Source organism: Marinobacter iranensis (assembly GCF_029207565.1).
GTDB lineage: Bacteria > Pseudomonadota > Gammaproteobacteria > Pseudomonadales > Oleiphilaceae > Marinobacter > Marinobacter iranensis.
In genome coordinates this window covers 100658-125737 of sequence record NZ_JANCMW010000013.1, presented here as the reverse complement: position 1 = coordinate 125737, position 25080 = coordinate 100658, and the positions used below count along the sequence as shown (strand labels likewise).

General features: G+C 57.5%; 26 protein-coding genes and 1 tRNA gene. 10 read left to right on the top strand and 17 right to left on the bottom strand.

From position 1 onward, the window contains the following. The first annotated feature begins 263 nt into the window (after positions 1-263). Positions 264-1100 carry a UTP--glucose-1-phosphate uridylyltransferase GalU gene (galU, locus tag NLU14_RS18050; protein ID WP_275709163.1) on the top strand — a complete coding sequence of 279 codons (837 nt, stop codon included), beginning with the start codon at positions 264-266 and terminating at the stop codon, positions 1098-1100. 4 nt (positions 1101-1104) lie between these two features. On the opposite strand, the gene NLU14_RS18045 is transcribed toward galU, so the two are convergent. Beyond that, positions 1105-1521, bottom strand: a complete 417-nt coding sequence (locus tag NLU14_RS18045) for a helix-turn-helix domain-containing protein (RefSeq protein WP_275709161.1) — start codon at positions 1519-1521, stop codon at positions 1105-1107. A gap of 153 nt (positions 1522-1674) precedes the next feature. Here NLU14_RS18045 and NLU14_RS18040 point away from each other — a divergent pair, with 153 nt between their 5' ends. Beyond that, the gene (locus NLU14_RS18040) at positions 1675-2547 is read left to right on the top strand and encodes a RibD family protein (RefSeq protein WP_275709159.1); all 873 of its coding nucleotides are present in this window, start codon (positions 1675-1677) and stop codon (positions 2545-2547) included. Here the strand turns inward: NLU14_RS18040 and NLU14_RS18035 are convergent. The 4 genes from NLU14_RS18035 to NLU14_RS18020 are packed head-to-tail and all read right to left on the bottom strand — an operon-like array spanning position 2522 to position 6816. Next, positions 2522-3451 carry a lysylphosphatidylglycerol synthase transmembrane domain-containing protein gene (locus NLU14_RS18035; RefSeq protein ID WP_275709157.1) on the bottom strand — a complete coding sequence of 310 codons (930 nt, stop codon included), beginning with the start codon at positions 3449-3451 and terminating at the stop codon, positions 2522-2524. The two genes, NLU14_RS18040 and NLU14_RS18035, sit on opposite strands and share 26 nt — an antisense overlap. A 1-nt stretch (position 3452) precedes the next feature. Further along, positions 3453-5396, bottom strand: a complete 1944-nt coding sequence (locus NLU14_RS18030; protein WP_275709155.1) for a glycosyltransferase — start codon at positions 5394-5396, stop codon at positions 3453-3455. Next, a complete protein-coding gene (locus NLU14_RS18025; protein ID WP_275709153.1) occupies positions 5383-5781 on the bottom strand; it encodes a 6-pyruvoyl trahydropterin synthase family protein in 399 nt (132 codons plus the stop codon). The genes NLU14_RS18030 and NLU14_RS18025 overlap by 14 nt, the downstream gene beginning before the upstream one ends. A gap of 30 nt (positions 5782-5811) precedes the next feature. Beyond that, positions 5812-6816, bottom strand: coding sequence for a zinc-dependent alcohol dehydrogenase (locus NLU14_RS18020; RefSeq protein WP_275709151.1), 1005 nt, complete (start codon positions 6814-6816; stop codon positions 5812-5814). A 137-nt stretch (positions 6817-6953) separates the two neighbouring features. On the opposite strand from NLU14_RS18020, the gene NLU14_RS18015 reads away from it, so the two are divergent. From NLU14_RS18015 to NLU14_RS17990, 6 genes are all read left to right on the top strand, one after another. After that, positions 6954-7676, top strand: coding sequence for a CDP-alcohol phosphatidyltransferase family protein (locus tag NLU14_RS18015; protein WP_275709149.1), 723 nt, complete (start codon positions 6954-6956; stop codon positions 7674-7676). Further along, on the top strand, positions 7673-8275 hold the full coding sequence (locus NLU14_RS18010) for a YceI family protein (RefSeq protein WP_275709147.1): 603 nt from the start codon (positions 7673-7675) through the stop codon (positions 8273-8275). Before NLU14_RS18015 ends, NLU14_RS18010 begins: the two co-directional genes overlap by 4 nt. A gap of 107 nt (positions 8276-8382) precedes the next feature. After that, positions 8383-9495 (top strand): hypothetical protein, encoded by a 1113-nt coding sequence (locus tag NLU14_RS18005; RefSeq protein WP_275709145.1) that lies wholly within the window; start codon positions 8383-8385, stop codon positions 9493-9495. Between the two features lie 29 nt (positions 9496-9524). Next, entirely contained in the window at positions 9525-10610 is a 1086-nt protein-coding gene (locus NLU14_RS18000; RefSeq protein WP_275709143.1) for a hypothetical protein, read from the top strand. A gap of 140 nt (positions 10611-10750) precedes the next feature. Continuing rightward, positions 10751-11707, top strand: coding sequence for a DMT family transporter (locus tag NLU14_RS17995; RefSeq protein WP_275709141.1), 957 nt, complete (start codon positions 10751-10753; stop codon positions 11705-11707). 55 nt (positions 11708-11762) lie between these two features. Further along, positions 11763-11839: transfer RNA gene (locus NLU14_RS17990), tRNA-Val, on the top strand. Between the two features lie 73 nt (positions 11840-11912). On the opposite strand, the gene NLU14_RS17985 is transcribed toward NLU14_RS17990, so the two are convergent. The 9 genes from NLU14_RS17985 to dapA all read right to left on the bottom strand — a co-directional run bounded on the left by NLU14_RS17985 (position 11913) and on the right by dapA (position 20623). After that, positions 11913-13172, bottom strand: a complete 1260-nt coding sequence (locus tag NLU14_RS17985; protein WP_275709139.1) for a TRAP transporter large permease — start codon at positions 13170-13172, stop codon at positions 11913-11915. Beyond that, complete coding sequence (locus NLU14_RS17980; protein WP_275709137.1) at positions 13169-13687, bottom strand: TRAP transporter small permease; 519 nt, start codon at positions 13685-13687, stop codon at positions 13169-13171. Before NLU14_RS17980 ends, NLU14_RS17985 begins: the two co-directional genes overlap by 4 nt. 20 nt (positions 13688-13707) lie before the next feature. Continuing rightward, positions 13708-14706, bottom strand: coding sequence for a TRAP transporter substrate-binding protein (locus tag NLU14_RS17975; RefSeq protein WP_275709135.1), 999 nt, complete (start codon positions 14704-14706; stop codon positions 13708-13710). A 211-nt stretch (positions 14707-14917) separates the two neighbouring features. Beyond that, positions 14918-15907, bottom strand: a complete 990-nt coding sequence (locus NLU14_RS17970) for an aldo/keto reductase (protein ID WP_275709133.1) — start codon at positions 15905-15907, stop codon at positions 14918-14920. Positions 15908-16044: 137 nt separating this feature from the next. Beyond that, the gene (locus NLU14_RS17965; protein WP_275709131.1) at positions 16045-17052 is read right to left on the bottom strand and encodes an NAD-dependent epimerase; all 1008 of its coding nucleotides are present in this window, start codon (positions 17050-17052) and stop codon (positions 16045-16047) included. Between the two features lie 20 nt (positions 17053-17072). Beyond that, a complete protein-coding gene (locus NLU14_RS17960) occupies positions 17073-17807 on the bottom strand; it encodes a TIGR04219 family outer membrane beta-barrel protein (protein ID WP_275709129.1) in 735 nt (244 codons plus the stop codon). A 35-nt stretch (positions 17808-17842) separates the two neighbouring features. Beyond that, entirely contained in the window at positions 17843-18556 is a 714-nt protein-coding gene (purC, locus tag NLU14_RS17955; RefSeq protein WP_275709127.1) for a phosphoribosylaminoimidazolesuccinocarboxamide synthase, read from the bottom strand. Positions 18557-18600: 44 nt separating this feature from the next. Beyond that, complete coding sequence (gene bamC, locus NLU14_RS17950) at positions 18601-19710, bottom strand: outer membrane protein assembly factor BamC (protein ID WP_275709125.1); 1110 nt, start codon at positions 19708-19710, stop codon at positions 18601-18603. A 37-nt stretch (positions 19711-19747) separates the two neighbouring features. Next, entirely contained in the window at positions 19748-20623 is an 876-nt protein-coding gene (gene dapA / locus NLU14_RS17945; protein ID WP_275709124.1) for a 4-hydroxy-tetrahydrodipicolinate synthase, read from the bottom strand. Positions 20624-20697: 74 nt separating this feature from the next. Between dapA and NLU14_RS17940 the strand changes: the two genes are divergently transcribed. Next, positions 20698-20847 carry a hypothetical protein gene (locus tag NLU14_RS17940; RefSeq protein ID WP_275709122.1) on the top strand — a complete coding sequence of 50 codons (150 nt, stop codon included), beginning with the start codon at positions 20698-20700 and terminating at the stop codon, positions 20845-20847. Here the strand turns inward: NLU14_RS17940 and NLU14_RS17935 are convergent. Both NLU14_RS17935 and NLU14_RS17930 read right to left on the bottom strand, forming a co-directional pair. Then, positions 20844-21923, bottom strand: a complete 1080-nt coding sequence (locus NLU14_RS17935) for an AI-2E family transporter (RefSeq protein ID WP_275709120.1) — start codon at positions 21921-21923, stop codon at positions 20844-20846. The two genes, NLU14_RS17940 and NLU14_RS17935, sit on opposite strands and share 4 nt — an antisense overlap. A gap of 30 nt (positions 21924-21953) precedes the next feature. Continuing rightward, positions 21954-22181, bottom strand: a complete 228-nt coding sequence (locus NLU14_RS17930; protein WP_275709118.1) for a sulfurtransferase TusA family protein — start codon at positions 22179-22181, stop codon at positions 21954-21956. Positions 22182-22339: 158 nt separating this feature from the next. Between NLU14_RS17930 and NLU14_RS17925 the strand changes: the two genes are divergently transcribed. Next, positions 22340-23818: a M48 family metalloprotease gene (locus tag NLU14_RS17925; protein WP_275709116.1), complete on the top strand. Its 1479-nt coding sequence runs from the start codon at positions 22340-22342 to the stop codon at positions 23816-23818. Between the two features lie 2 nt (positions 23819-23820). Here NLU14_RS17925 and nadA read toward each other — a convergent pair whose 3' ends face one another. Further along, positions 23821-24882, bottom strand: a complete 1062-nt coding sequence (gene nadA / locus NLU14_RS17920) for a quinolinate synthase NadA (protein WP_275709114.1) — start codon at positions 24880-24882, stop codon at positions 23821-23823. Positions 24883-25080 lie beyond the last annotated feature (198 nt).

Here is a 25080-nt window from a genome sequence, read left to right as displayed (position 1 = left end):
TCCATCCGTTGTTGCTAAAATTTACAAAGTTAATCTTTTTAAAAAACAGCTACCTACAAAGCTATCTGAAAGTTTTTTCTATACATATCAACGAGCCAGGGGAACAGCGACCTGGTTCCCGAAATTACCAAAATCCACATTTCGCTACCGGGACCTCCATTTAAAACCGCAACTTGGTTACACTTGGCATACTTCGCGACTCAGCCTTCACGGACGACTGCTCCATAACAGGCCGTGACCTAAACGAAATAAGGACGAACGTTATGATCAAGAAGTGCCTCTTCCCGGTTGCCGGCTACGGCACACGCTTCCTTCCGGCCACCAAGGCCATGCCCAAGGAAATTTTGCCAATTGTGAATAAGCCACTTGTGCAGTACGGCGTGGAAGAAGCGGCAGAAGCCGGTGTTCACGAGTTCGGCTTCGTTACCGGGCGCGGCAAAAGGGCCATCGAGGACCACTTCGACATCAGCTACGAACTCGAACACCAGATTGCCGGCTCCGGCAAGGAGGATCTGCTGACCTCCATCCGGGAGCTGATCGACAACAACTCGTTTGCGTTTACCCGCCAGAACGAGATGAAAGGCCTGGGCCACGCCATCCTGACCGGGCGCAACCTGGTTGGTGACAGCCCCTTTGCGGTTGTCCTGGCGGACGACTTCTGCGTGGCGGACGGTGCTGGCGAAGGCGTACTGGCCCAGATGGTCAAGCTCTATAACCAGTTCCGCTGCTCTATCGTGGCGATTGAGGAAGTGCCGGAAGACGAGACACACAAATACGGCGTGATTGCCGGCGAGTCCATGAAAGACGGCCTGTATCGCATCACCGACATGGTTGAGAAGCCCGCGCCAGACAAAGCACCCAGCAACCTGGCGATCATAGGCCGCTACATCCTCACACCGGATATTTTCGACATCATCGAACGCACGCCTCCTGGCAAGAACGGCGAGGTACAGATTACGGATGCGCTGCTGGAACAGGCGAGGAACGGCTGTGTGCTGGCCTACAAATTCAAGGGCCGCCGGTTTGACTGTGGCAGCATTGACGGATTTGTGGAGGCCACCAACTACGTCTACGAGAACATTTACAAGAAAGGCAAGTAAGGGGCTACTTGCCCAGGATCTGCAGGACCATGCGCCGGTTTTCTCCTGACGTTTTCCGGAACCGGCGCAGTAGCTCCACTTCTTCCTCAGACAGCTGAACCCGGCTGAGCTCTTTTTCCAGTTCCTTCAATGCCGTTGACAGGTCGTCACCCTGGCTGAAGGCAAGGCCCGGCAATTCAAGCTGTCCGGTGTCACTGGTATCGTCCAGGTCCAGCAGGTCTTCCAGCGGGGTTTCGGTTTTCAGGCAAAAATCCAGCAACTCGGTAACACCCGGCCACGCGCGCTGCCTGGCGTCGGTCGCTTCCCAGTTGGCAACCCTCGCCTCGTCCACACCGCACATTTCAGCGACATCCCAACGGGACAATTGCCCGGCTTCCCGAATCTGCCGCAGGCGGCGGTTAAAGGTTTGCAGGTACCGCATAGGATTGTTCCCTGGCTGGGTTTCCAACTAGTTGTAAGGAGTCACCTGGAGGCCCGATTGCACTTACAGTGAATCAAACCGGAAATGTAACGTACATATAGCTTTACACACAATCTACCTATAATGAATCCATAAGCAACGGAATAACTCGGTATGGCGGCAAAAGCACTGGACAAAAACACCGCATGGGAGCTGGTACTGGAGGCAGTGAACCGCAGCAACGTGACGCTCATGCTACCGGGAACTGACCGGCCTGCGCTGGATATCGGGCAGGATGGCGACTGGGCTCTGCGGCTGCCGGCAGACACGGAGGCGCTCAATCTTCTGTCGGTCTTCCTGCCCCTGTGTTGCCCGTTGCCCCAGGGTTCTCCTTCGCGGGTGGTTGGCCAGATGGGGCAGAGCCTGGACGGCCGTATCGCCACGGTGACGGGGGCCTCGAAGTTTATCAATGGTGAAGACGGCATTACCCACCTGCACCGCCTGAGAGCCGTGTCTGAAGCCGTGATTGTGGGGGCCGGAACCGCATCCACCGACAATCCCCGGCTGACCGTTCGCAAGGTCTCCGGCGTCAATCCGGTTCGGGTGGTGATTGATCGCAACCACCGGGTGCCGGATAGCCATCACCTGTTCAAAGATGAGGCATCACCCACCCTGCGGCTGGTCGCCGGTGATTACCACACCGGGCACAAGCTTGTGCCCCGTCACGACGCGACCGATGTTCCCTGCCTGGGCTACGGTGACACCATGGACCCGGCGCACATATTGGCCGTTCTCGCCGATTTTGGATTGCGCAAGATCTTTGTGGAAGGAGGCGGGCTGACGGTGTCTGAGTTCCTGAACTCGGACCTGCTGGACCGCCTCCATGTCATGGTTGCCCCCATGATCATTGGCAGTGGTCGCCCGGCGTTCTCTCTGCCGGAGATCAGAAAACTCGACAGCGCCCTGCGCCCGAAGGCCCAGATGGTGGACCTGGGCAGCGACATGCTGTTTGACCTGGATTTCAGGCGCTCGGCCGGCGACCACTGACGACAAAGACAATACCCGGGAGGCTTGAAATCAATACCGCCAGCCCGTAGCCGATACTGAGTGCCACACCCTGCTCCGCCGGCAGGCCCGCCAGCGGCCAGAGTAATGCCGCCGCGCCCTCCCGTATCCCCCAGCCAGCGACAGTGACGGGGATGGCCATCGCCAGCAGCAAAATACTACTGAGTGATACCAGGGTCATCACCGCACCTGCACTGCTCCAGTAACCCGCCCCCAGCGCCAGCAGTGAGAATACGGCAAGATAGCTGGCAACCACACCGGCTGAGGACAGCGCCTGCACACCCAGGGATGGCCAGGTCAACAGCGCCTTTCGGATGTCCCTATGCAGTGCATGGGCATAGCCTCTCGCACCTGCCCAGAGCCTGACGGCCAGGGACAACGCGGCAGTAACCCCCGCGATCAACAGCAATGCCACACCGCCCAGGTCCGCAACGACCTCCAGCATTCCAACCTGATGCCAGGCCAGCCAGGTCCCCAGGCACAGAGCCACCGCTATCATCACCAATTGGCCTGATAGCCTTTCGATCATGACGGCATGAATGGAGGCAAGGCGGGCGCCGGAATCCAGGCTGTGGCGCCAGGCCCGGTTAACGTCTCCCAATACGCCCCCGGGAAGTATCTGGTTCAGGAAGGTGGCGAGGTAATATTCCCGCATGGCAATCACCATGGGCAATACCAGCCCCAGCCTTTTTGAAGTGTATCTCCAACGCCAGGCTGACAGCAGCACCTGCGCCACCGAGACAACCATGGCGGCCGATAACGCCAGCCAGGAAAAGCGGGCAAGTTCTTGCCAGACAGCGGACAGGTCGAGGAACCAGGCGGTTGCCAGCAACAGTATGAGGGTGAGCCCCCATCTCAGATACGGCGAGGCTCGCAGGCGAAACACGTCAGGCAGGGTCTCCGCTGGAAGGCCAGGCAAACAGGTCCTTATGATCAACACGAATCGAAAGTTGCTGCTCGCAAGCCTGCTTGAAACGCAGCCGGAACCAGCGGTCCGCGCGCTCACGCTCCCCTGGGAACTGCTCTGTTACAGCATCCCGCCAGCCTTCCAGCAGAGCCCTCTGCAGTGCATTGTGTTCAGGGGTCAGTTGCCACGGGCTTGGCGCTACGGAAACCTGGTAACCCAGGGCTTCCAGCCGTTCTTTCAGGTAATCGGTCGCAGCTGGCCCCAAGGCTGCTCCGGTACCTTTATCACGGTGTTGGTGATCGTTGACCGCCTGCTGTATCCACGCATCATCACTATCCGTCGGTGACAGTTCGAAGTGCCCGGCGTAACTCAGTACGATAAATACACCCGCACGGTTTCCGGAAGCAGCGCCAGCCAATGCATCCAACCAGTCGGCCGACATCAGGTCGATCAGTGCCGAAGCAGTCACCAGCCGGGTATCATCAGGGATCTGGCTAACCAGACGATCAGCGCTCAAGTGACAGGCATGGGTTTCCAGGGGGACGTCCAGGTGCTGCAAGCGCTCCCTCGCAATACCCAGCAGGTGTTCATCCTGATCCAGCAATACCCAGTGCTGGGGCACCATCATTGCCGGCACCATGTAGCGGGCATTGGAGCCGGTACCGGTGCCCAAATCCCCCACGAGCAAAGGCGGTGCGTGGTGGCCGCTCGCGGTGTCCGGGCAACAGTATTCACGCTCGGCCCAGGCTGCCAGTTCCGCCAGAAGGGGTCGATTGCGGGCCTGGTGGTCGGCGGGCTCCCGCAGGGCCAGCCATTCACTGTCAAAAGTTGTGGGGTCCGGCGGCAGCAGCGCTTCGAGGGCGTGCTGGAATTCAGTGGCAGTGACTGCCCAGCTTCGCAATGAACGTGCTTCTTCCCGAGCCTGCAAAGTGACTTCCTGGAGTGTTTCCGGGCTGCCCAACAATTCTTCCAGACACGTCCGGAGTGCGCCAACGTCACCCGCCCGGTACTGCCGGATACCCGGCCGGCGGCCTGTACTGGCAAGAGCTCCGCCATCGGTCGTGATTACCGGCAGGCCGGCGGCAAGGGCCTCATCAATTACCATGCCATAGCCTTCGTAGACAGAGGGCAACACGAATACGTCGGCTTGGGCATAGGCCCTGGCCAGCCCTTCATCGTCCAGCTCTCCCGCCAGGGTAATTCGTTGCTCGAGCCCCAGGTTCTGGATAATACCCGTCACCTGTCGAGCGTAATCCTCGTCACGCTCCAGCGAGCCTGCCAGGGTGCAATGCCAGGGAAAGCTCCTCATGTCACTCAGGGCTTCCACCAGGTGATGCTGCGCCTTGCGCGGTGAAAGGTGCGCAACACACAACAGGTTTATGGTGCCGCCCTGCTCTTTCAACGTCGGCGGTTTCGCATTGGACCCGGCAACGGTGTCAGCCCCCGGCTCCACCACTCGGATAGCGGTTGCGGGTACGTCATACTCCTCCAGGCGCTGCGCGGTGTGGCTACTGGTGGTGACCACCCCGGCAACCCGGGACAAGGCCCTGCGCTCAACCCGGAAGAGCCAATCCCGCAACTCATCCGAAAGGCCGGTTTCATCCGCCAGGGCGTGGTGGACGAGGGACACAATCCGCAGGCGCGATGAATGCTGGCCCACAACCTCCGGTAGCCCACCCATGGCAAGGCCGTCGAGGACCACCACTGAATCGTCTGGAAGATCCACCAGCAAGGACTCCATCGACACCTCGGCCATCCGGTCAGGAACCGGGAAAGCACCACTAATGCCTGCAACAGAGGCATCCACGCCTTTGCCCTTCAGACCCTCAACCACCCGCTGGACATACCGGTAACCGCCGGTCTTCTGGTCCGGATCCCCGGGGACAACAAACAGTACGGCCCTCAGCGGCTCAGAGTTTGCCATGGTAGCTGGCCCAGGCAATGTGGGATTCGCCAAGGGTGACCTTCATGCCGCAAAGGCCTTTGCCAGTTTCGCCCAGTTTGCCCTGGCGAATCGCTGCCGCCATTCGGTCGAATACGATCGCTGCCATGAATTCGGTGGTGGTATTGCGGCCGTTGAATTCCTCAATGTCGTCGAGGTTTTTCATGTTGAATTCACTGATAACGCCGGACAAAACCTCAGACGCCAGACCAATATCGACAATCAGATCGTCCTGATCGAGAGCGTCCCGCTCAAAAGTGACGTCCACAACATAGGTGGCGCCATGAAGGCCCTGTGCGGGCCCGAACAGTTCGCCATTAAAACTGTGGGCGATCATCATGTGGTCTCTGATGGTGAGGCTGAACATGCAGTCTGGTTCCTTTTCCGGATAAAAATGTCAGTTATCGGGGTAAACAATACGGTGGCAGAGGGTTTGAGAGGCCAGTACGCCAGGGGTTCCATCGGCGTTGCCGGCAAGCTCTGGCATCAGTTCAGGCAATGACTCGAAGGGGCTTTCACCGCTGATCAGGTTATCCAGCACCTCGTCCCGCAGCAGGTCCAGCGCCAGTGACATGCGGTCACGGTAGTGCCAGCGCGGAAGCTGCTCCGGGTTCAGGTTACCGACCTGGCTCGACCTTATCGTCAGCCGTCGGGAGTGGAAGGCACGGCCCAGGGAGACGGGTACTGGCTGCTCGCCGTACCAACTCATTTCGATGATGCGCCCTTCCATTCCGGCAAGGGCGAGTGCAGCCTCAAGGCCTTCCGGGTGGCCGCTGGCATGGATAACCAGGTCGTGGTTGTCCTGTTTGCAGGCAGTCTGGAAATTGAGCCCCAGGGATTCCGCCACTGCCTTCCTTTGCGGGTTGGTATCCACCGCCGTCACACGGGTGCCGGGAATACGGTTGGCAAGCCAGGCAACCAGCAGGCCGACAACGCCGAGGCCAACCACGGCGATCCGCTCGCCTACCCTTGGTGAGGCATCCCACAGGCCATTGACGGCGGTTTCCATATTGGCGGCCAGTACCGCCCTCGATTCCGGTAGACCTTCCGGCAGGGGAACGACAGCGGCGGCAGGTACTCGATACCGGGTCTGATGCGTAAAAAGGCAGAACACCGAACGGCCGGTCAACGCCTCTGGCCCGGAAACAACGCGCCCGACGCTGGCATAGCCGTATTTCACGGGGAATGGAAAATCCCCCTCCTGGAACGGGGCGCGCATGGAATGGTATTCGGATTGCGGCACCCGGCCGGTAAACACCAGGGATTCCGTGCCACGGCTGATGCCGGTATACAGCGCCTGGATTTCCACCGCGGGTTCGTCGCCTTCCGGTGAACAGTGATTGTAAGTGGCTGGGCGGATGGCCCCTTCCCCGGGCCCGGTTACCCAAAATGCGTTTGTCATATCGTCTGTTTCCTTACAGCGCACGTAACTCACTATAGTACACACGGGCTTGCCAGCTATAGTGCATACAGGCGCGCCATGTTCTCGGTCTGGCCCTGTTTTGACCGGATACACGTTCATTCATACGCTGGGGTTTGATGATGGATTCCCGCACACAGACATTCCGCCTGCCCCTGGCTGCCGATCTTGCCTGGAGCGGTGCCCTCACCGGTCTGTTGGTAACCGCTGCAGGTATCGGATTCCGGCCCGGCGCGGCCTTCTACGTCATAGCACTGCTGCTGGGCCTCGCCATCGCCCTGCCCATTCTCCACTACTGGCCCCAAGGGCGGGACTTTGGTTGGGCAAACCGGGCAACGTTGTTGCGTGCATCACTGGTTGTGCTCCTGGCCAGCCTGGCCCCGTTTACCGCCGGCCTCGGGAACTGGCTGTGGCTATACGGGTCACTGTGTTTACTGGCACTGATTCTGGACGGTGTTGACGGAGCCGTCGCGAGGGCCACCCATTCCGCGTCCGCGTTCGGCGCCCGCTTCGATATGGAATTGGACGCCCTGTTCATCCTCGGACTCTGTGTTGCTGTCCTGGCACAGGATAAGGCCGGCCCCTGGGTTCTGGCCCTGGGGCTGATGCGCTATGCCTTTGTGGTAGCCGGCCACTGGCTCCGTTTCCTGAATCGGCCGCTGCCTGAAAGCTTTCGCCGTAAAACCGTCTGTGTTTGGCAAGTGGTCACCCTGATGATTGCCATACTGCCCATTACCACGGTCGGTTTTGCCACCGCCACCCTCGCCATTGCGCTTGTGCTGCTGTGTTATTCGTTTTTTACAGACCTGCGCTGGCTTTATCAAACACGGAGACAGACATGAGAACGATCCTATCCGCCGCTGCACTGGCTGCCACCATGGTATTGGCCACACCTACCGCGGTGGCCGAGCCGGAAACCTATGTCATTGATGATGAGCACTTTTCCATGTCCTTCGAAGTCAGTCACATTGGCTATGCCCCGGTGATGGGCATGTTCCGGGAGGTGGAGGGAAAGTTTCAGTACGATGAGGAAACAAAGCAGCTCACCTCCGGAACGCTCACCTTCAAAAGTAAAAGCGTGTTCACCAACCACAACAAACGGGACGACCACCTTCGCAAAGACGACTTCCTCAACAGCAGCGAGTTTCCGGACATCACCTTTGAAGTCACCGATTTCGAAACCACCGGAAACAACACCGGCATTGTCACCGGCGACCTGACATTACTTGGCAAAACCCGCCCGGTGGATGTCGACGTTACCCTCAATAAATCCGCGGAGTATCCCATCGGCCATGAGGACTACACCCTGGGCATGACCGCCGAAACCACCATCAAACGCAGTGACTGGGGCATGACCTACGGTCTCGATGAGGACCTGGTCGGCGACGAGGTGCGCCTCCGGTTTGGCCTGGAAGCAGTGAGGGAGTCCGGCTGGCTCTGAGCCAATGTGACCGGCATCACACCCTGGACACATTTTGTTACACAAACGGGCCAAATTTTTGCCTGAAGCAAGTTTGGCCCGTTATGTTAAGGGAACAATAAAAAGTAATGGCGCTCGCGCCATGGAATGCCACCAACAAGGATTTCAGGATGCCACTGCGGTTGCTCTTGGCCCTATTGTTTGTCGTCTCCGGCGCTATCGGCCTGGGATATATGCTTGCAGCCGACAACCCTGGGCGCTTCTCCTGGATAACCGGGGCCAGCAAGAACAACAACACCAACAGCACCGAAACCCGCGACACGCAACCCCCTTCCAGAAAAGCACCATCACCGCAAAAGCCAGAGCCTTCGGACGATGCGGTCGGTTTTATGCTGGCAAGCGCCGCAGAGCAGTATACCCAGAACATCCGCTACCCGGAGTACTCCATTCCGATCTCGGAAGAGCAGGCAAACGCCTATGCCGGGAACCGTTTCGACCCGGTAGAGCTTCCCCTGGAAGGTGGCGGACAGTTTACCGTTACGCTTGAACAGTACCGCTTTGTGCAGGACGAGGACATACTGGTTGCAGCGACCATCACCGGCTCCCAGGTTGTGGGCCAGACCCTGCATGTCACTCTGGAATCCACGGAATCCCGCCAGGAACATGCCAGCACCACCCTGAAGAACGACGCGGGTGCCCCCTATTACGAAGGCATCATTGCCGCCGATGCAGAGCCGGGAGAATACCGGCTGATCGTGGAGGCCACGATTGATGGCAAGCCCGTTCGCCACGCCTCCACCCTGACAATCGAGCCCGACCTGGGCGAATTCGACGGGGTGGGCAGCCCCCGCGTGAACAACAACGATCTGGTAATACCGGTCCACTTCGATGCCAACGAACCGGGATTCTACGCCCTGGCCGCCCAGCTCTACCACAACGGCCGAGCGCTCGCGCAATTGCAAACCGAAAAGCGACTGGACGGAACCACCGACACCCTGGAACTCAAGGCCCATGGCTCGATCCTGGCCAATCGGGAAATCACCGGCGACCTGGAGCTGCGCAACCTGCAGATACGGCGACTGCCGGCCAAACCCGGTGACCGCACGGATTACGGCTTTGGCCCGGATGATGGCTACTCTTTCTCGCCGCCGGACCTGGACGGTCTGACCGACAGCCCGGCCAGCGACCCCGAATCAGAGCAACGCGCTGCCCTGCTGCAAAGGCTGGCAGACAAGTTCTGATACAACAATAAAACAAAGACGGAGCCTTTATGAAAACAAGAAAGAGAAGTGCCTGTAAGACCGCCCTCTCGGTCGCCATAGCCGGCGGGCTGTTTGCCGGCACCGCCCAGGCCCAGCTTGCGGGCCACAACGTGGTTTTGGTTCACGGCTTCCAGCAGGAAGACCTGGCCGACCCACCCGCCGACCTTGATGCGGTAAAAAGCGCCGGCGAGGACTACTGGCGCACCTTCTGGTTGTCCCGTTCCGACGCCCGCATTGATTGGGGCAGCGATGGCCGGGTGGAAGGCAACATTGCCCAGCAGGCCTACCAGCAGTTGCGCGAGATCAGCCAGCAGGGCCTGTGCAGTGATTACTGCATCGTGATTTCCCACTCCACCGGCGACCTGGTCACCCGCTACCTGCTGGAGAACCAGGCACGCTGGCTGCAGGCCGAAGGGCTTCCACCGCTCAGGATCCTGGCTGCCATTGACTACTCCGGTGCCGGCGGCGGCACGGAACTGGCGGACCTGGCGCTGAGCATCGCCTACAACGACAGCTGGTATAACTGGCCACTGAAACAGGCGGTTCGTGCCTTCACCGGTATCGATCCGCAGCCCGGCAGCCTTGGCGTTGTGAACGACCTGCAAACCAATACGGCACGCAACCTCGCAGTCAGCCCCAACAACATTCCGCGACTGCGGTTTGTCGCCGGCGGCTCGTCGTATGGGGGCATTACCAAGCCGTTCATTTCCGGCACGGACGACGGAGTAGTACCCACGCACTCGGCTTGCGGTGCCACGTCAAGCAACGACATTGATTCCTGTAGCTCGAACCTGAGCCTGGCGGGCAAGGTGTCGAGCCAGGACGGTCCCTCGGACCTGTACTACAACCATTTCCCGATCCTGATGAACGAGGGTGTGTCCCACAGCGGCGTTCTGGGTTCCGAAACCGGTAATATCTCAGTGCCCGTGGTGAACAACACAACCCTCAATGGTCTGCGCGTCGATTTCGCCAGTCGCACCTACAACCAGCGGGCGTGGTGGCAATGGTGGGGTTCCGGCGACCGGTATGTCGAAGTACCTGGCTCGGACCAGACCGACATGTCCACACTGGTCTACAACACTCTCAATAACTGATAAAAACAACCAAGGGCTCACCCGCCCCAAGGAGTACCAACCGGCTCACGGAAGAGCCATTTTTACCCGCCCATGATAAACTCCGCAGCTGTCCCGCCCCATTGGCCGGACCCAGTCGATCCTCTGCAAGGCGGTTGTGAATGCCTCTCTCGAACACTCAAAAATCCGACCTGCTACTGGTGGTTGTAACCCTGATGGCCGCCATCAGTTGGATATTTTCCAAGGAATCGGTACTGCTGATGCCGCCACTGATGTTTATGGCCGTGCGTTTCCTGCTGGCCGGTTCGTTACTGGCAGTCATCGCCGGGCCTTCGCTAAGGCGACTGAGCCTGGACCAGTTCAAACGCAGTGCCGGCGTGGGGCTGGTATTCGGCGTGGCCATGAGCTGCTGGGTGATGGGGTTGTTCCACGTTTCTCACATAGGAGAAGGCGCCTTCCTGACCAGTCTTGGCGTTGTCATCGTACCGGTGATTGCCCGGGTTATCTTTCGGGAAGAGCAGCCCCTGAGCACCTGGTTTGCGATTCCGGTGGCTGTGGGCGGGCTGGCGCTGCTGTCGTTGAAAAACGGATTCCGGCCGGAAATCGGGCAGATCTTCTTTGTGGTCGCGGCGTTCATTTTTGCGCTGTATTTCACCCTGAACACCCGGGCTGCCAACCAGCGCACGGTCGTCAATCGCAGGGGTGAGACAGTGGAAAAACACCGCGTCCCCGCCCTGCCCCTGACCTCCATCGCCCTGCTCACCGTAGGCACCGTCACCCTGGTGGAATCCTCTCTACTGGAGCCGTGGGCGCCTACCCTGGAAAACGTCTCCGGCATGCTCGTGATGTGGGTGGTCGCCAGCGCCGTGGTTGGTACAGCGGGCCGCTTCCTGCTGCAAACCTACGCCCAGAGCCTGTCCACCCACAGCCACGGCGTGGTGATCCTGGTGCTGGAACCGGTGTGGGTGGCTCTTTTTGCAGCGGGCTGGTTCAGCGAAACCATGTCCACCACCCAAATGGCCGGCTGCGGGCTGATTTTCCTGGCACTGCTGATCAATCGCTGGGGTGTGATCAGCAAGGCCATAAAAGGCTGGGCCAGAAAGCAGAAAACCACCTGAAAGAGGTTGACCACGCCCATCGGAATCAGTATATTTCCACCCCGTTGCAGGACATAGGACCATAGCTCAGTTGGTTAGAGCGCTGCCTTGACATGGCAGAGGTCGGCAGTTCAAATCTGCCTGGTCCTACCATTCCTGCTTAAATATCAGCATCTTGCAACGCCCTTCTTTTTCCCCGATATTTTCTATACCCAGCACTCCCTGTTTAACCTGAAATGCCTAAAAAAATCGGGACATAAACTACTAGTAGCAACACCGCGATCAGGCCAAGCAGGTAAGGAATGATAGCGCGGGTGATGCGCTCAAGCGGCAAACCGGTGACAGAGGACGCAACATAAAGGTTGATTGCCACCGGAGGCGTAATCATACCAATGGCCAGGCCCACCACTATGATCAGACCGAAGTGGATTGGATCGATTCCAAGCTGGATGACCAGCGGCAACAGGACCGGGGTCAAAATTATCAGCGCACTGGCTGTTTCGATGAATACCCCCGTTGCCAGGATGATGCCGACAACGAGTAGCATAATGATGTAAGGGTTTGTTGACAGTGACAGAACGGATTCAGCAATCGCGCCGGGTATCTGCCAACTTGATAGTGTCCAGCTAAGAACGGCAGATGTGGCAATGACGAACATGATAACTGCGGTTGTAATGGCTGAGCGGATCAATATCCGGTAGATATCCGGAAGTTTGAGGTCGCGATAGATAAACAATGAGACTAACAGTGCATAATTGACCGCCACCACTGCCGCTTCGCTGGGTGTAAATATGCCAGAGAATATCCCCCCCAGAATAATGACGGGTGTCATTAACCCCCAACTCGCACTCTTGAGCGTGCCCCAAATGGTAGCGAGGGATAATGCCGTGCCGCGCGGGTAATTGCGACGGTAGCCCTGGGTAATGGCAATAGCCATGAGCCCCAGGCCCATGACCAGGCCGGGAATAAAACCATTCAAAAATAGCTTTGAAACCGATTCCTGGGCAATGACAGCGTAGATGATCATCGGCACCGACGGCGGGATAACCACACCAATGGTGCCGCTGGCAGCAATTAAACTGGCTGCTGCTGCCGGGTCGTACCCTTTTTTACGAAGCTCCGGCACCAGGCTGGAACCAACGGCTGCAGTGGTAGCCGCCCCCGAGCCGGATATAGCCGCAAAAAACATGCCTGCCAGCACGGAAACGATAGAAAGCCCGCCTTTCAGAAAGCCAAACAGCGAGTCCGCAAAATTGACCAGCTTTTCGCTCACCTTTCCCTGGGCCATAAGGTCGCCAGCAAGGATGAACATGGGCACCGCAACCAGGGCGAAGGAATTAATCCCCTGAAACATCTGCTGGGTGACGACCATCAGTGGCACGCCCTGAAAATACAGCGCCGTCATCGTGCTGGCACCGATTGATACGGCAATCGGTACGCCAATCAGCATGAACAGAAAAAAAAGAGCGAAGAGCAGGCCCGTCACGGTGGCGGTTCACTTATATCAGAACCAGTCTCGGCGGTGTCAGGTCCTTCGGACACCAGTTCAACCAGGTCAACAAATGCGTACCAACCCATCAGCACGCCACAGGCCGGGATAATCGCGTAGACGTATGTCATTGACCAGCCAAGAGAGGCTGAGGTCTGGTAGCTTTGCACCTGTGTGTAGCGGTAGCCAACAAGCACCAGTGCGATCATGAAACCGAAAGTAACGGCCACAGCCAGAATGCGTGTCAATTGCCGTGGCCTGCCTGGCAGCGCATTGACGACAAAGGTAACAGCGATATGTCGCCCGCGCTGGAACGCAAGGGTGGCGCCCATAAAGGTAATCCAGACAAGCAGGAACCTCGCCAGCTCCTCAGTCCAGCCCGCAGCCGTAAAGAAAACCCTGGACACAATCTGCAGTGTGATCACAGCAATCAATGCCACCATCGCCGCAAAAACCATGGGCTGCATGACGGCATCGATTGCACGCTCAATCTTCTTCAGAATTCCCAACATAACTTCGTCGGGTCCTTTAACTATTGTTGCTGGGATTCGCGAATCCGTTCCAGGTAGTCACCGAACTGATCACCGTACTTTTCATAGACCGGCGCAACAGCATCCTGAAAGGCACCAATGTCAGGATCTTCCACGATTTCCATTCCCGATGCCCGAAGCTCCGCCAACTGCTCGGACTCCATTTCAGCATTTACGCTGCGCTCATGTTCCGCGGCTTCCTGGGCGGCCTGTTTGATGACGCCTTGAGCCGCTTCCGGCAAGCCGTTCCATACCGGCATCCCCATAACAAATATCGCCGGCGCATAGGTGTGCCGGGACATCGTCATATAATCCTGAGTCTCATTGAGCTTGAAGGAATGTACGACGTTGACAGGATTTTCCTGGCCATCAATAGTCCCTTGTTGCATGGCTGTCAGCGCCTCTGTCCAGGCCATGGGAACAGCATTCGCCCCCAGTTCACGGAACGTATCAACGTAAACAGGGTTCTCCATGACACGCACGCGCAAACCGTCAATGTCATCCGGGTGACTTACCGGCCGCTCGCTGTTAGTGAGGTTGCGGAAGCCGCGCTCAGCGTAAGCAAGGCCTTTGAGGTTGACCTCACCCAACTTGTCCAGCAACTCCTGGCCAATGGGGCCATCAAGCACTGCATAGGCTTCTTCCGGGGATGAGAACAGGAAGGGCAGTTCAAATACTGCCATTTCTCCTACAAAATTGGCGACCGGACCATTGGTTATGACGCCCATATCCACTGTGCCGATTTGCATGCCCTCAAGCAGGGTGCGCTCGTCGCCAAGAGACGCATTAGGATAAATCTCGATGGTCACCGCCCCGTCTGTACGCTCACTGACCAGTTCCTGGAATTTTACAGCAGCGATGTGGAAGCCGTCCTGCTCGTTAACTACGTGAGCCAGACGCAAAGTAACGGGGTCCATATCCGAAAACTCATCGGCAAAGACCAAAGAGGTCATACCAAGCGTGAGGCCGAGTATTGCAGTAGTGTGGGCTAGTTTATTCATTATCCTTTTCCCTTTTTATTTTGAATAACCGTGGAGTTTGAAAAGCCAGGCCCTTAGCCCTCGCTGCCCCCTCATTGTTAAACCGTTTTCAGAATAACAGCAATGAACTGCATGACAAGCTCCTGATACAATAGACGCCTGATTGCGTTACGCCAAACGCAAAATCACAAGAACAGGTGGCCACCAATATAGTGGGTTCAGGATATTTCTGTTAGCGGGTTGGCGGTGCCATAAACTCGGGCCCGACGGGATCATCAATGCACCTGGCCAGAATCTCGTCAATCGCGTCAAACGCTTCCCTGTCCAGCGACCAGCCTTCAATGTCTCCCACCGGATCGAGTTGCTCAGGCCTCCTGGCGCCCCAGAGCGCTGTAGTGACGCCCGGCTGATCAACCAGCCAGCGAAGCGCCAACGCCAGCACATTCTTCTGATAGCGTTCGCGGGCAAACGCATCCAGTTCGGCCACGGCATTCAGGTATTGGCGATAGCGTTCTCCCTGAAACTTGGGATCATTCTTCCGTAGATCGTCGCCGGTGAACTGCGTATCTTCACGCATTTTTCCAGTCAGCAGACCGCGGCATAGCCCGCCATATGTGATGGTCGCAATACCATGTTCACGGCAATACGGAAGGACGTCCCGTTCGATCTCCCGTTCAAAAAGGTTATAGGGCGGCTGCAAACTGTGCAGAGGCACAGCATTGCTGAACTCTTCCATCTGCGCAGGAGTGAAATTGCTGACGCCAATGGCTCGGATCTTTCCAGCCTGATAGAGGTTCTCCAGTGCTCGTGCAGTCTCTTCCACCGGCGTCTTCGGATCCGGCCAATGGATCTGATAGATGTCGATCCGGTCCGTCTGCAGGCGTTTCAGGGAATCCTCAACCTCACGCTCTATGCGCTCTGGCGTAGCATCACGCCATACCTGGTCGTGGTTGTCATTCCAGTTAAGAGCAACCTTGGTTGCCAGGGCCACCTGATCGCGTCGACCGCCCGCAAGGGCTTTGCCCACAATCTCTTCTGAGCGCCCAAACCCGTATACCGGCGCGGTATCGATCAACCCGATGCCCTTATCGATCGCTCTGTGGATCGTATCGATGGACTGGGCCTCATCGGTGCCACCCCACATCCAGCCGCCAATGGCCCAGGTCCCGAGACCAACCGGCGTCACCTGAATATCCGTGTTTCCGAAAGATTGGGTATCCATAGTCTCTCCCTCCCCTGCAAAAACTCACGGTATCACCAAGCGAAGGATCCAGACAATAACGTTCAAGTGGGCTGAAAATTCCATAAAAAAAGCCGCTGAGGATATCCTTCAGCGGCTTTTGTGTGTTTTGCGCACTGCTACACCTTGTAGAAATCTCTGTACCAATCCACGAAGTTGGCAATACCCTCTTCCACCGTAGTTGAAGGTTTGTAGCCCACATCGTCAATCAGGTCATCCACATTGGCGTAAGTGGCCGGTACGTCACCTGGCTGGAGCGGCAACAAGTTTTTCTCGGCTTTCTTGCCAATGCGCTCTTCGATGATTTCAATGAAACGGGACAGTTCCACCGGGTTGTTGCTGCCGATGTTGTACAGGCGGTAAGGCGCCTTGCTGGTGCCCGGGTCCGGCTGTTCGCCGCTCCACTGGGGGTTGGGCGTGGCGACGCTGTCCAGGGTTCGAACAACCCCTTCCACGATGTCATCGATGTAGGTGAAGTCGCGCCTGTGGTGGCCGTGGTTGAACACATCAATGGGTTCACCGGCAAGGATCTTTTTGGTGAAGATGAACAACGCCATGTCCGGCCGGCCCCAGGGGCCATACACAGTGAAGAACCGCAGGCCGGTGGTGGGCATGTTGTAGAGGTGGCTGTAGGTGTGGGCCATCAACTCGTTGGCTTTCTTGGAGGCCGCATACAGGCTCAGGGGGTGATCCACGTTGTCGTGGATAGAAAACGGCATGGTTTCATTGGCGCCGTAGACGGAGCTGCTGGAGGCATACACCAGGTGCTTCACATCGTTGTGGCGGCAGCCTTCCAGGATATTGGTAAATCCCACGAGGTTAGCGTCAATGTAGGCGTGGGGGTTCTCCAGTGAGTACCTCACACCGGCCTGGGCCGCCAGATGGACCACGCGTTCGGGCTTGTGCTCCCGGAACATGGCTTCCATGGCCGCCCGGTCAGCCACATCCTTGCGTACCTCGGTAAATCCCGGTTTACAGGTCAGTCGCTCGAGGCGTGCTTCTTTCAGGGTGGGATCGTAGTAATCATTGACGTTATCCACGCCGATTACTTCATCACCGCGGTCAAGCAGCCGATGAGCCAGATGGGAGCCAATAAAGCCCGCCGTACCCGTAACCAGAATTTTCAACGTCTTTTCTCCCTGTTCCTTCAGAAGGTCAGCCCGGCGCTCACGAACGGGCCACCCAGTTCAATGTCCAGACGGTCATCGCTGTCTTCGTAATCAATGCTGATCTGGCGATAGCCGGCGCGAAGCTGCAGCAACGACACCTCGTACTGGCCGTAAGCGTTGTAGTCATAGACCGAGTCACCATCGAAGCTGATCACATTGGCTTCGCCGCCAACGGAAACACCTGTGAATGGCAGATCAAAACGAGCGGCCAGGTACCCCATTGGAATGACGCCATTAACTTCGGTCTTGCTGACCTGCCCGCCAAGAGTTTGCTCCCGGACGACCAGCTCACCGTCCAGATCGCGGGCTGTCAGGCCAAGATCCAGGTTGGCCCAGTTATCGAGCACTTCATAGTAGAGAGTGACATCGAATTGCGTCAGGTCGAGATCGGAATCCACTTCCACGCCATCCTGGATCAGATCAAACTCTGTAGATAGTTCTCCATTCCCGCTCTGCTCAATACGCGTGTAGTTCAGGCGAACGTTCGGCAGCACCGGAACCGGGTGTTCCAGGTAGGCGCTCAGGTTGGCGTTGGTGTCGCTTTCCAGGTCCAGGTCGTTTTCAACGTCGACGACGTCGTTGTTTTTGCCAGCTTCACCGGAGAGATCTGAATCCCAGTAACTGACATTGGCACCCAGTCCGACCACGTCGGCCGTCGCGACAGGGGCTGCAATAACCAGTGAGCCACCTACAGCAAGAATCAGTTTACGCATAAAGCACCTGTTTTGTGTTTGTTGTCTCCGACGGGTCAGTCGAAGCGGATACCGAGACGACGGCCTACCTCTTCGTAGGTCTCTATCACGTCGCCCAGCCCCTGACGAAAACGGTCCTTGTCCATTTTTTTGCGGGTTTCCCTGTCCCAGATACGGCAGCCGTCGGGGCTGAATTCATCACCCAGGACAATCTGGCCACCCGAGCGGCCAAACTCCAGTTTGTAGTCCACCAGCAGCATGCCGGCTTTCTCAAAAAGAGCTTTCAGTACGTCATTCACCTGATAGGTCAGTTCCTTCATTCTGGCAAGTTCGTCCGCCCTGGCCCAGCCAAAGCTGATTGCCAGGGACTCGTTGACCATGGGGTCGTGCATGGCATCGTTCTTCAGGAACAGTTCGAAGGTGGGCGGGTTCAGTGTCAGCCCCTCTTCCACCCCAAGCCGCCGGCAAAGACTGCCTGCGGAGATGTTACGAACCACACATTCCACAGGAATCATGTCCAGCTTCTTGACCAGGGACTCAGTGTCTGACAGCAGCCCCTCGAAATGGGTCGGGATGCCGGCCGCTTCCAGCTTCTCCATGACAAAGGCATTAAAGCGGTTGTTCACCATGCCCTTGCGATTAAGCTGTTCCTTTTTCTCGCCATCAAAAGCGGAAGTATCGTCGCGAAACACCATAACGAAACGATCAGGATCGTCGGTACGGTATACGGATTTGGCCTTGCCCGCGTAAAGTTCTTCACGCTTTTCCATGTCAGGTCTCCGGACGTGCCCACGTCGGGCGGGCACTGCTTACATTAATAAAGGTATTCGAACAGTTCTGAAAGCAGCTCGGACGAGCGATCTTCACCGTCATAATTATCGGCCCTGGACGCAGACACCACAATGTCGCCGTCCCTTTCGTCAAGCCGCACATCAAAAGAATGAACGGGTTCCGGGTCGTCGGCAAACCAGCTGAACCACCCTGGCTCGCGCTCCGACTCCGGCCGGAAGTCCACGAAGAAGTAACCGTCGTTCCGGTTCAGGTCGATCACCGGAATTCCGGCATCATCCAGTGCGCGCCGTACTTCGGCCCAGGCCCGGCCGTAATCCAGGCTCATGACAATTTCACGGGGCGTTTCGTTGTCGGAAACCAGTCTGACCAAGGGTTCACTGGCCATGCCAAGGGCCGCACGGGAGTACGATTTGCTGTCTTCCCGGTTACGTAGATACTGCCCCAGGTCTTCCAGCAACTTCCGGCTCGTGTCCAGTTGCTCACGGCTGCGAGTGTCGTGGCTACCCCAGGCCAGTAGCTCGTCGGGGTCATCAGCGACTTCGAACGAACGGAACTGGACCTCGGTGGTCTTACGGCGCACACCCGGCGCAACCCGAGCCTGCACAACCACTTTCGCCTCCTGACCATCAGGATTGTCCGGCAGCTCCAACAGCTCTCTCGCCTGTTTGCTGAAATTGACGAGCTCACTCTGCATCACGCCAAGCTGTGGGTTGTCGTAAGCCACGCCAAGCCCGTTCTCGTTCATGTAGGAAGTGACCGCTGGCCAGAGGCGCCCGGGAACATCATTGACCAGCAACCAGATCTGGCCGTCCAGCTCCTCGACCACGTAATTTTCATCCAGAATATCGGATGTCATGTCCGGGGGACTTGGAATTGTTCCCCGGTACATACGGCCAGAATCCGCGGCGCTGACTTCCCGTATCGGCATGATCTGGCCGAACTCACTTTCGTCGGCGGTTTCCGGAAGTTTGAGCGGTGAACCTTCAGGCGCGTCAACATAGCGCTCAGAGCGATCCTCGATAAAGCTACAGCCTGCGGAGGTCAACAAGAGGGCCATAACAAGCATCAGGCCCGCCAGGGGCCTGATGTATTTTCCAGCTTTGGTGATTTCTGTCCTGAAACTAAACGCCATCAGGCGACTCCAGTTACGATGGATGATACAGCCTGACTCAGAGTACGCCAGAGGCTTTCAGTGCGTCTTCCACTTCTCCATGGAACTTGTCACTCAGGGGTGTTAGCGGAAGGCGGATACCCTCTCCAATCATGCCCATGTGATAGAGAGCCCATTTGACGGGAATGGGATTGGCTTCCAGGAAGAGCTTGCGGTTCAGCGGCATCAATAGCTCGTTGAGCCGCTGGGTTTCCTCTTCATTACCTGCGATTGCGGCCTCACAAAGCGCAGCCATAGCCTTGGGAGCGACGTTGGCGGTAACCGATACGTTGCCCTTGCCACCAGCGAGCATCAACCCTGCAGCAGTAGCATCGTCACCGGAATAGACCACCAGACGGCCTTTCACCGCTTCAATCAGTTCCGCACCACGGGGAATGTTTCCGGTGGCGTCCTTGATGCCGATGATGTTCGGAATGTCAGCCAGGCGCTCAACGGTTTCGTTCAGCATGTCGCATGCCGTACGACCCGGAACGTTGTACAGGATCTGATTGACAGGGACCGCCTCGGCAATGGTCTTGAAGTGGCGATACAGGCCTTCCTGGGTCGGCTTATTGTAGTACGGCACCACCAGCAGACAGGCGTCGGCACCAAGCTTGTGGGCCTCTTCCGTCAGCTCGATGGCTTCCCGGGTGCTGTTGCCGCCGGTACCGGCAATCACGGGGATGCGGCGGTTAACGCGTTTTATGATGTGGCCGACCACCCGCATATGCTCTTCCGGGTCCAGCGTTGCGGATTCACCCGTCGTACCAACGGCCACGATACCGTGCGTGCCGTTGTCGAGGTGAAAGTCCACCAGCTTATCAAGGTGCTCCCAATGGATGCTGCCATCGGAATGCATGGGCGTGACCAGTGCAACAAGGCTCCCCGTAATCATAAAAGCTCCGTACGAATAAAAACGATATGGTAATGTTGGGCACCCACTGACACAAGGGAATTAAAGGAGATGTCATGTCAGCACCCGAACTGAACCGTCCTGTTGATGATTTTGAGGCCCCGGCCACCGGAGATCAAACCATTCGTTTATCCGACCTCAAATGGCGGGGCGTGAAGGTGCCTGGCCACGTCGACGAGGTGCTGGAGGCCGTGAGGAGCCTTTAAGGCTCCTCCGATATACCCGTTACCTGCCCTTCCTTGACCGGCCATGCCGAGAAGATTGCCTTAAGCATGGTCGCCAGGGGAATGGCAAAGAATACGCCCCACAGCCCCCAGATACCGCCAAAGAACAGCACCGCTACAATGATCGCAACCGGGTGCAGATTGTTAACTTCCGAGAACAGGATAGGTACCAGCACGTTGCCGTCCAGTGCCTGGATAATACCGTAGACCACCATCACCCAGATGAACTGGCTGCCCCACCCAAAGGCAAACAGGGCAATCATCGCCACGGGAATAGTCACCACGGCCGCACCGATGTAGGGAATGACCACGCTCAAACCCACCATCAGTGACAGCAATGCCGCATAGGGCATGCCCAGGAGTTTGAAGGAAACATAGGTGACCCCGCCGACGATGAGTATCTCAACCGCCTTGCCCCGCACATAGTTGGCGCACTGGAGGTTCACTTCATGCCATATTCTGACCATCATCGGCCGCTGCGACGGCAGCATGCGGGCAATGGCATCCAGCAGCACACGGCGGTCCTTGAGGAAGAAAAACACCAGGATGGGTAGCAGTACCATGTAGATCAGCAGAGCCACCAGATCCGGGATACTTTCCAGCGAAAAGGACACCAGCCACTGGGTCATGCGACCCGCTTCGGTGGTCACCTGGTTGTAGATGGTATTGATGCCCTCCATGGAGATCAGCGTTGGGTACTGCTGGGGAAGCACTTCAAGATAGGACTGCATCTCCCTGAAAATACGGGGCGCCTCTCCTGCCAGGGCGGTCACCTGGGTCCAGATCAGCGGCAGCAGCCCGAACAGGAATCCGACCAATACCCCAAGGAACACGAAAAACACGCCTATGATGGAGACTATTTCCGGGATGCCAAGCCGGTTGAGCTTGGTGACCAGCCCCTGGAGTATAAAGGCGACAATGACCGCCGCGATGGCGGGCGCCAGCATGGAGCCGAAGAAAATAACGAAGATGACACCTGCCAGAATCAACAGGAAAAGAATGACGGCTTCTTCATCTGAAAAGTATTTGTGGGCAAGACCACGTAAAATTCTGATCATCAACGACTCCGGAGGGTCACTACTGCGGGCTTAACCGCCGCACTTTATCACAAAGGTGAAACAACCACCCTGTTCGGATGAACTGACCAGTTCATGGGCCGAGAGCTTGAGGAACGCGGGAATATCCCTTGCAGAACCGGCATCTGTGGCGATAACTTCCAGTTCCTGGCCCGGGGACATGCTGCTCAGTTCAAGCTTGGTTTTCAATAGTGGCATCGGACAACGCAGGCCCGAGGCATCCAGTGTTCGGTCGGCCATGGCAACAAGGCACCCGTATATGGTCAAAAAAGAAGAGCCGGCATTATGCCGACAGTGTTGATTTAATGCACCTCAATCGTAACAGACGATCCACGAAAGAACTTTCAATGGCACAATGCTGTCTGACAGAATCAAATGACAACGGACATCGCCCATTCATGACTGCAAAAAACCGCTGCCGTACTCGCCGGCCAGGCTTTCTGGCAACTGCCCTTACCCTGGTATTCGCACTGACGGTTGGCCAGGCCTCTGCACAGTCTTCGGAAAGCACCCTGCCCTCCATTGGCGGTGCCGGCGGCGGGCTGATATCGGAGCGCCAGGAGGCTGATATCGGGCGTCAGGTCATGACGTCCATCCGGCGATCCGCGCCTCAGATAACCGACCCGCTGGTCCATGACTACCTGAGCTCGGTGATTTACAACCTGGTGCCGTCAGCGCCCCTGAACAGCAGCGACCTCACACTGGCACTGATCGACAGCCCCGACATCAATGCCTTCGCGGTGCCCGGGAACATTGTCGGTGTAAACGGCGGCCTGTTCCTGAATGCGGACAGTGAACAGCAGTTTGCCTCGGTCCTTGCCCACGAACTGGCGCACCTGAGCCAGCGCCATTTTGCCAGGCGCCTGGAGCAGCAGGAAACCAGCGCACCGCTGACCATCGCAGGCATGATTGCCGGCATTATCCTCTCGGCAGTCACCCAGTCGGATATCGGCATTGCCGCCATTGCCGGCACCCAGGCACTGGCGGTACAGAACATGCTGGCATACAGCCGTGCCCACGAGCAGGAAGCCGACAGGGTGGGCATGGAAATACTGGCAAACTCCGGCATGGACCCGCGGGGAATGCCCGAAATGTTCGAAATCATGATGCGGCAAAATCGCCTGCAGGGAAACCGGGTGCCAGAGTACCTGTCCACCCATCCCCTGACCCAGAATCGGGTGGCAGACACTCGTAACCGTGCGGAGCAATACCCCCGCAGGGATGTAGCCGACGCCCTGGAATATCACCTGGTGCGATCAAGGCTACAGGTTCGCTATGCCAAATCCGCCGACATCGCCGTGGAAACCTTCAAGGACTACCTGGAACGCTCGGAAACCGAAAAGCCGGATGCCATTCGTTACGGCTATGCGGTCGCCCTGTTGCGGAACGGCAATCACACCGAGGCCGTGGCTCAACTTGAAAGGTTGCTGGAAGGCTCGCCGGGGCGTATCACCTACCAGGTAACGCTTGCAGAGGTAATGATTGAACAGGACAGGCTGGACCAGGCCCGCAGCCTTCTGACTGAAGCCCTGTCACGAAACCCCGGCAACTACCCCATCACCGACATGCTGGCACGCGTGGAAACAGCCGCTGGCAATGGCGAGCGTGCTGCTGAATACCTGCACAGGCTTACGCGGGAACTGCCAAAGAAGGAACATCTCTGGCTGAGGCTGGCGGAAGCGGAAGGATTGGCCCGCAATATTGTTGGCGTACACCGGGCCCGGGCTGAATACGATATTCTGATGGGAGACCTGGAGTCGGCCCAACGCCAACTGCGTCAGGCCCAGGAAAAGCTGCCCGCGGGTGCACCGCTGCGTCAGGTTGTTACCGAAAGGTTGTCACAGGTCTCGGAGCGGCTGAACCAGCAGCGAAGCTGACTTCAGGCGTTGCCAGCCGCCTTGAGGTTCATCTCGCGGGTGAAGTCCAGCATACGCTGCAACGGCTTCAGAGCCTCTTCACGCAACGCCGGATCCACATGCACCTCCTGGTCTCCGTTCTCGATAACCGACAGCAGGTTTTCGAGGCCGTTCATTGCCATCCACGGGCAATGGGCACAACTGCGGCAGGTGGCGCCATTGCCGGCCGTAGGGGCCTCAATCAGCGTCTTGTTGGGTGCCAGCTGCTGCATCTTGTAGAAGATGCCGTTGTCGGTGGCCACGATGAACTGCTGATTGGGCAGCGTTTGTACCGCATGAATCAACTGGGATGTGGAACCGACAACATCCGCCATTTCAACGACTGCATCGGGTGATTCAGGGTGCACAAGGACAGCGGCGTCCGGGTACAACGCCTTGAGATCCTCAAGGCCCCTATGTTTGAACTCTTCGTGAACAATGCAGGAACCGTCCCACAGCAGCACATCCGCACCCGTGGTTTTCTGCACGTAGTGCCCGAGATGCTTGTCCGGTGCCCAGAGAATTTTCTCACCCCGCGCATCCAGCGATTCCACAATGGCCTGGGCGCAGCTGGACGTGACCACCCAGTCTGCCCTCGCCTTCACTGCCGCGGAGGTGTTGGCGTACACCACAACGGTGCGGTCCGGATGCTGGTCACAGAAGGCCGCGAACTCGTCGGCGGGGCAGCCGATATCCAGTGAGCAGGTGGCCTCCAGCGTGGGCATCAGAACCCGTTTTTCCGGGTTGAGAATCTTGGCGGTTTCGCCCATGAAACGGACACCGGCCACCACCACTGTCGACGCCTTGTGCTGGTTGCCAAACCGGGCCATTTCCAGCGAATCAGCGACACAGCCACCGGTTTCCTCAGCCAGGCGCTGGATATCCGGATCCGTGTAGTAATGAGCTACGAGCACGGCATCCTGCGCCTTCAGGGCAGCGCGGATACGGGCTTCAAGATTGGCTTTCTCGTCGTCGCTCAGGGTTTTGGGCTCGGCCTGGTGTGCCAGGTGTTCCTGAACGAGAATACGGTCTTCAACTCGTGTCATTACGGCATCTCTGTGTTGCATTAACGTCGGAAGTATATCACTTCAACCACGACTTTCACTGGGCTGGAACCCGGCTGTCACAAAGTTCTGTTGACCTGGATTACGCGCCCTACCCCAGATGTATGACCGTATAGCCAAAAAAAAAGAGCCCGAAGGCTCTTTTTTCGACAAGCGGCGCTATCGCTTCCTGCCATATTG

Coding starts and splice junctions, on each gene's coding strand:
- NLU14_RS17980 (WP_275709137.1), bottom strand. CDS start 13,687: ATGTTGGGAATTCTGAAGAAGATTGAGCGTGCAATCGATGCCGTCATG.
- NLU14_RS18040 (WP_275709159.1), top strand. CDS start 1,675: ATGGCGGCAAAAGCACTGGACAAAAACACCGCATGGGAGCTGGTACTG.
- NLU14_RS18045 (WP_275709161.1), bottom strand. CDS start 1,521: ATGCGGTACCTGCAAACCTTTAACCGCCGCCTGCGGCAGATTCGGGAA.
- NLU14_RS17970 (WP_275709133.1), bottom strand. CDS start 15,907: ATGGATACCCAATCTTTCGGAAACACGGATATTCAGGTGACGCCGGTT.
- galU (WP_275709163.1), top strand. CDS start 264: ATGATCAAGAAGTGCCTCTTCCCGGTTGCCGGCTACGGCACACGCTTC.
- dapA (WP_275709124.1), bottom strand. CDS start 20,623: ATGATTACGGGGAGCCTTGTTGCACTGGTCACGCCCATGCATTCCGAT.
- NLU14_RS18015 (WP_275709149.1), top strand. CDS start 6,954: ATGATGGATTCCCGCACACAGACATTCCGCCTGCCCCTGGCTGCCGAT.
- NLU14_RS18020 (WP_275709151.1), bottom strand. CDS start 6,816: ATGACAAACGCATTTTGGGTAACCGGGCCCGGGGAAGGGGCCATCCGC.
- NLU14_RS18010 (WP_275709147.1), top strand. CDS start 7,673: ATGAGAACGATCCTATCCGCCGCTGCACTGGCTGCCACCATGGTATTG.
- NLU14_RS17960 (WP_275709129.1), bottom strand. CDS start 17,807: ATGCGTAAACTGATTCTTGCTGTAGGTGGCTCACTGGTTATTGCAGCC.
- NLU14_RS18030 (WP_275709155.1), bottom strand. CDS start 5,396: ATGGCAAACTCTGAGCCGCTGAGGGCCGTACTGTTTGTTGTCCCCGGG.
- NLU14_RS18000 (WP_275709143.1), top strand. CDS start 9,525: ATGAAAACAAGAAAGAGAAGTGCCTGTAAGACCGCCCTCTCGGTCGCC.
- NLU14_RS17995 (WP_275709141.1), top strand. CDS start 10,751: ATGCCTCTCTCGAACACTCAAAAATCCGACCTGCTACTGGTGGTTGTA.
- bamC (WP_275709125.1), bottom strand. CDS start 19,710: ATGGCGTTTAGTTTCAGGACAGAAATCACCAAAGCTGGAAAATACATC.
- NLU14_RS17935 (WP_275709120.1), bottom strand. CDS start 21,923: ATGATCAGAATTTTACGTGGTCTTGCCCACAAATACTTTTCAGATGAA.
- NLU14_RS17930 (WP_275709118.1), bottom strand. CDS start 22,181: ATGGCCGACCGAACACTGGATGCCTCGGGCCTGCGTTGTCCGATGCCA.
- NLU14_RS18005 (WP_275709145.1), top strand. CDS start 8,383: ATGGCGCTCGCGCCATGGAATGCCACCAACAAGGATTTCAGGATGCCA.
- NLU14_RS17975 (WP_275709135.1), bottom strand. CDS start 14,706: ATGAATAAACTAGCCCACACTACTGCAATACTCGGCCTCACGCTTGGT.
- nadA (WP_275709114.1), bottom strand. CDS start 24,882: ATGACACGAGTTGAAGACCGTATTCTCGTTCAGGAACACCTGGCACAC.
- NLU14_RS17925 (WP_275709116.1), top strand. CDS start 22,340: ATGACTGCAAAAAACCGCTGCCGTACTCGCCGGCCAGGCTTTCTGGCA.
- purC (WP_275709127.1), bottom strand. CDS start 18,556: ATGGAAAAGCGTGAAGAACTTTACGCGGGCAAGGCCAAATCCGTATAC.
- NLU14_RS18025 (WP_275709153.1), bottom strand. CDS start 5,781: ATGTTCAGCCTCACCATCAGAGACCACATGATGATCGCCCACAGTTTT.
- NLU14_RS17940 (WP_275709122.1), top strand. CDS start 20,698: ATGTCAGCACCCGAACTGAACCGTCCTGTTGATGATTTTGAGGCCCCG.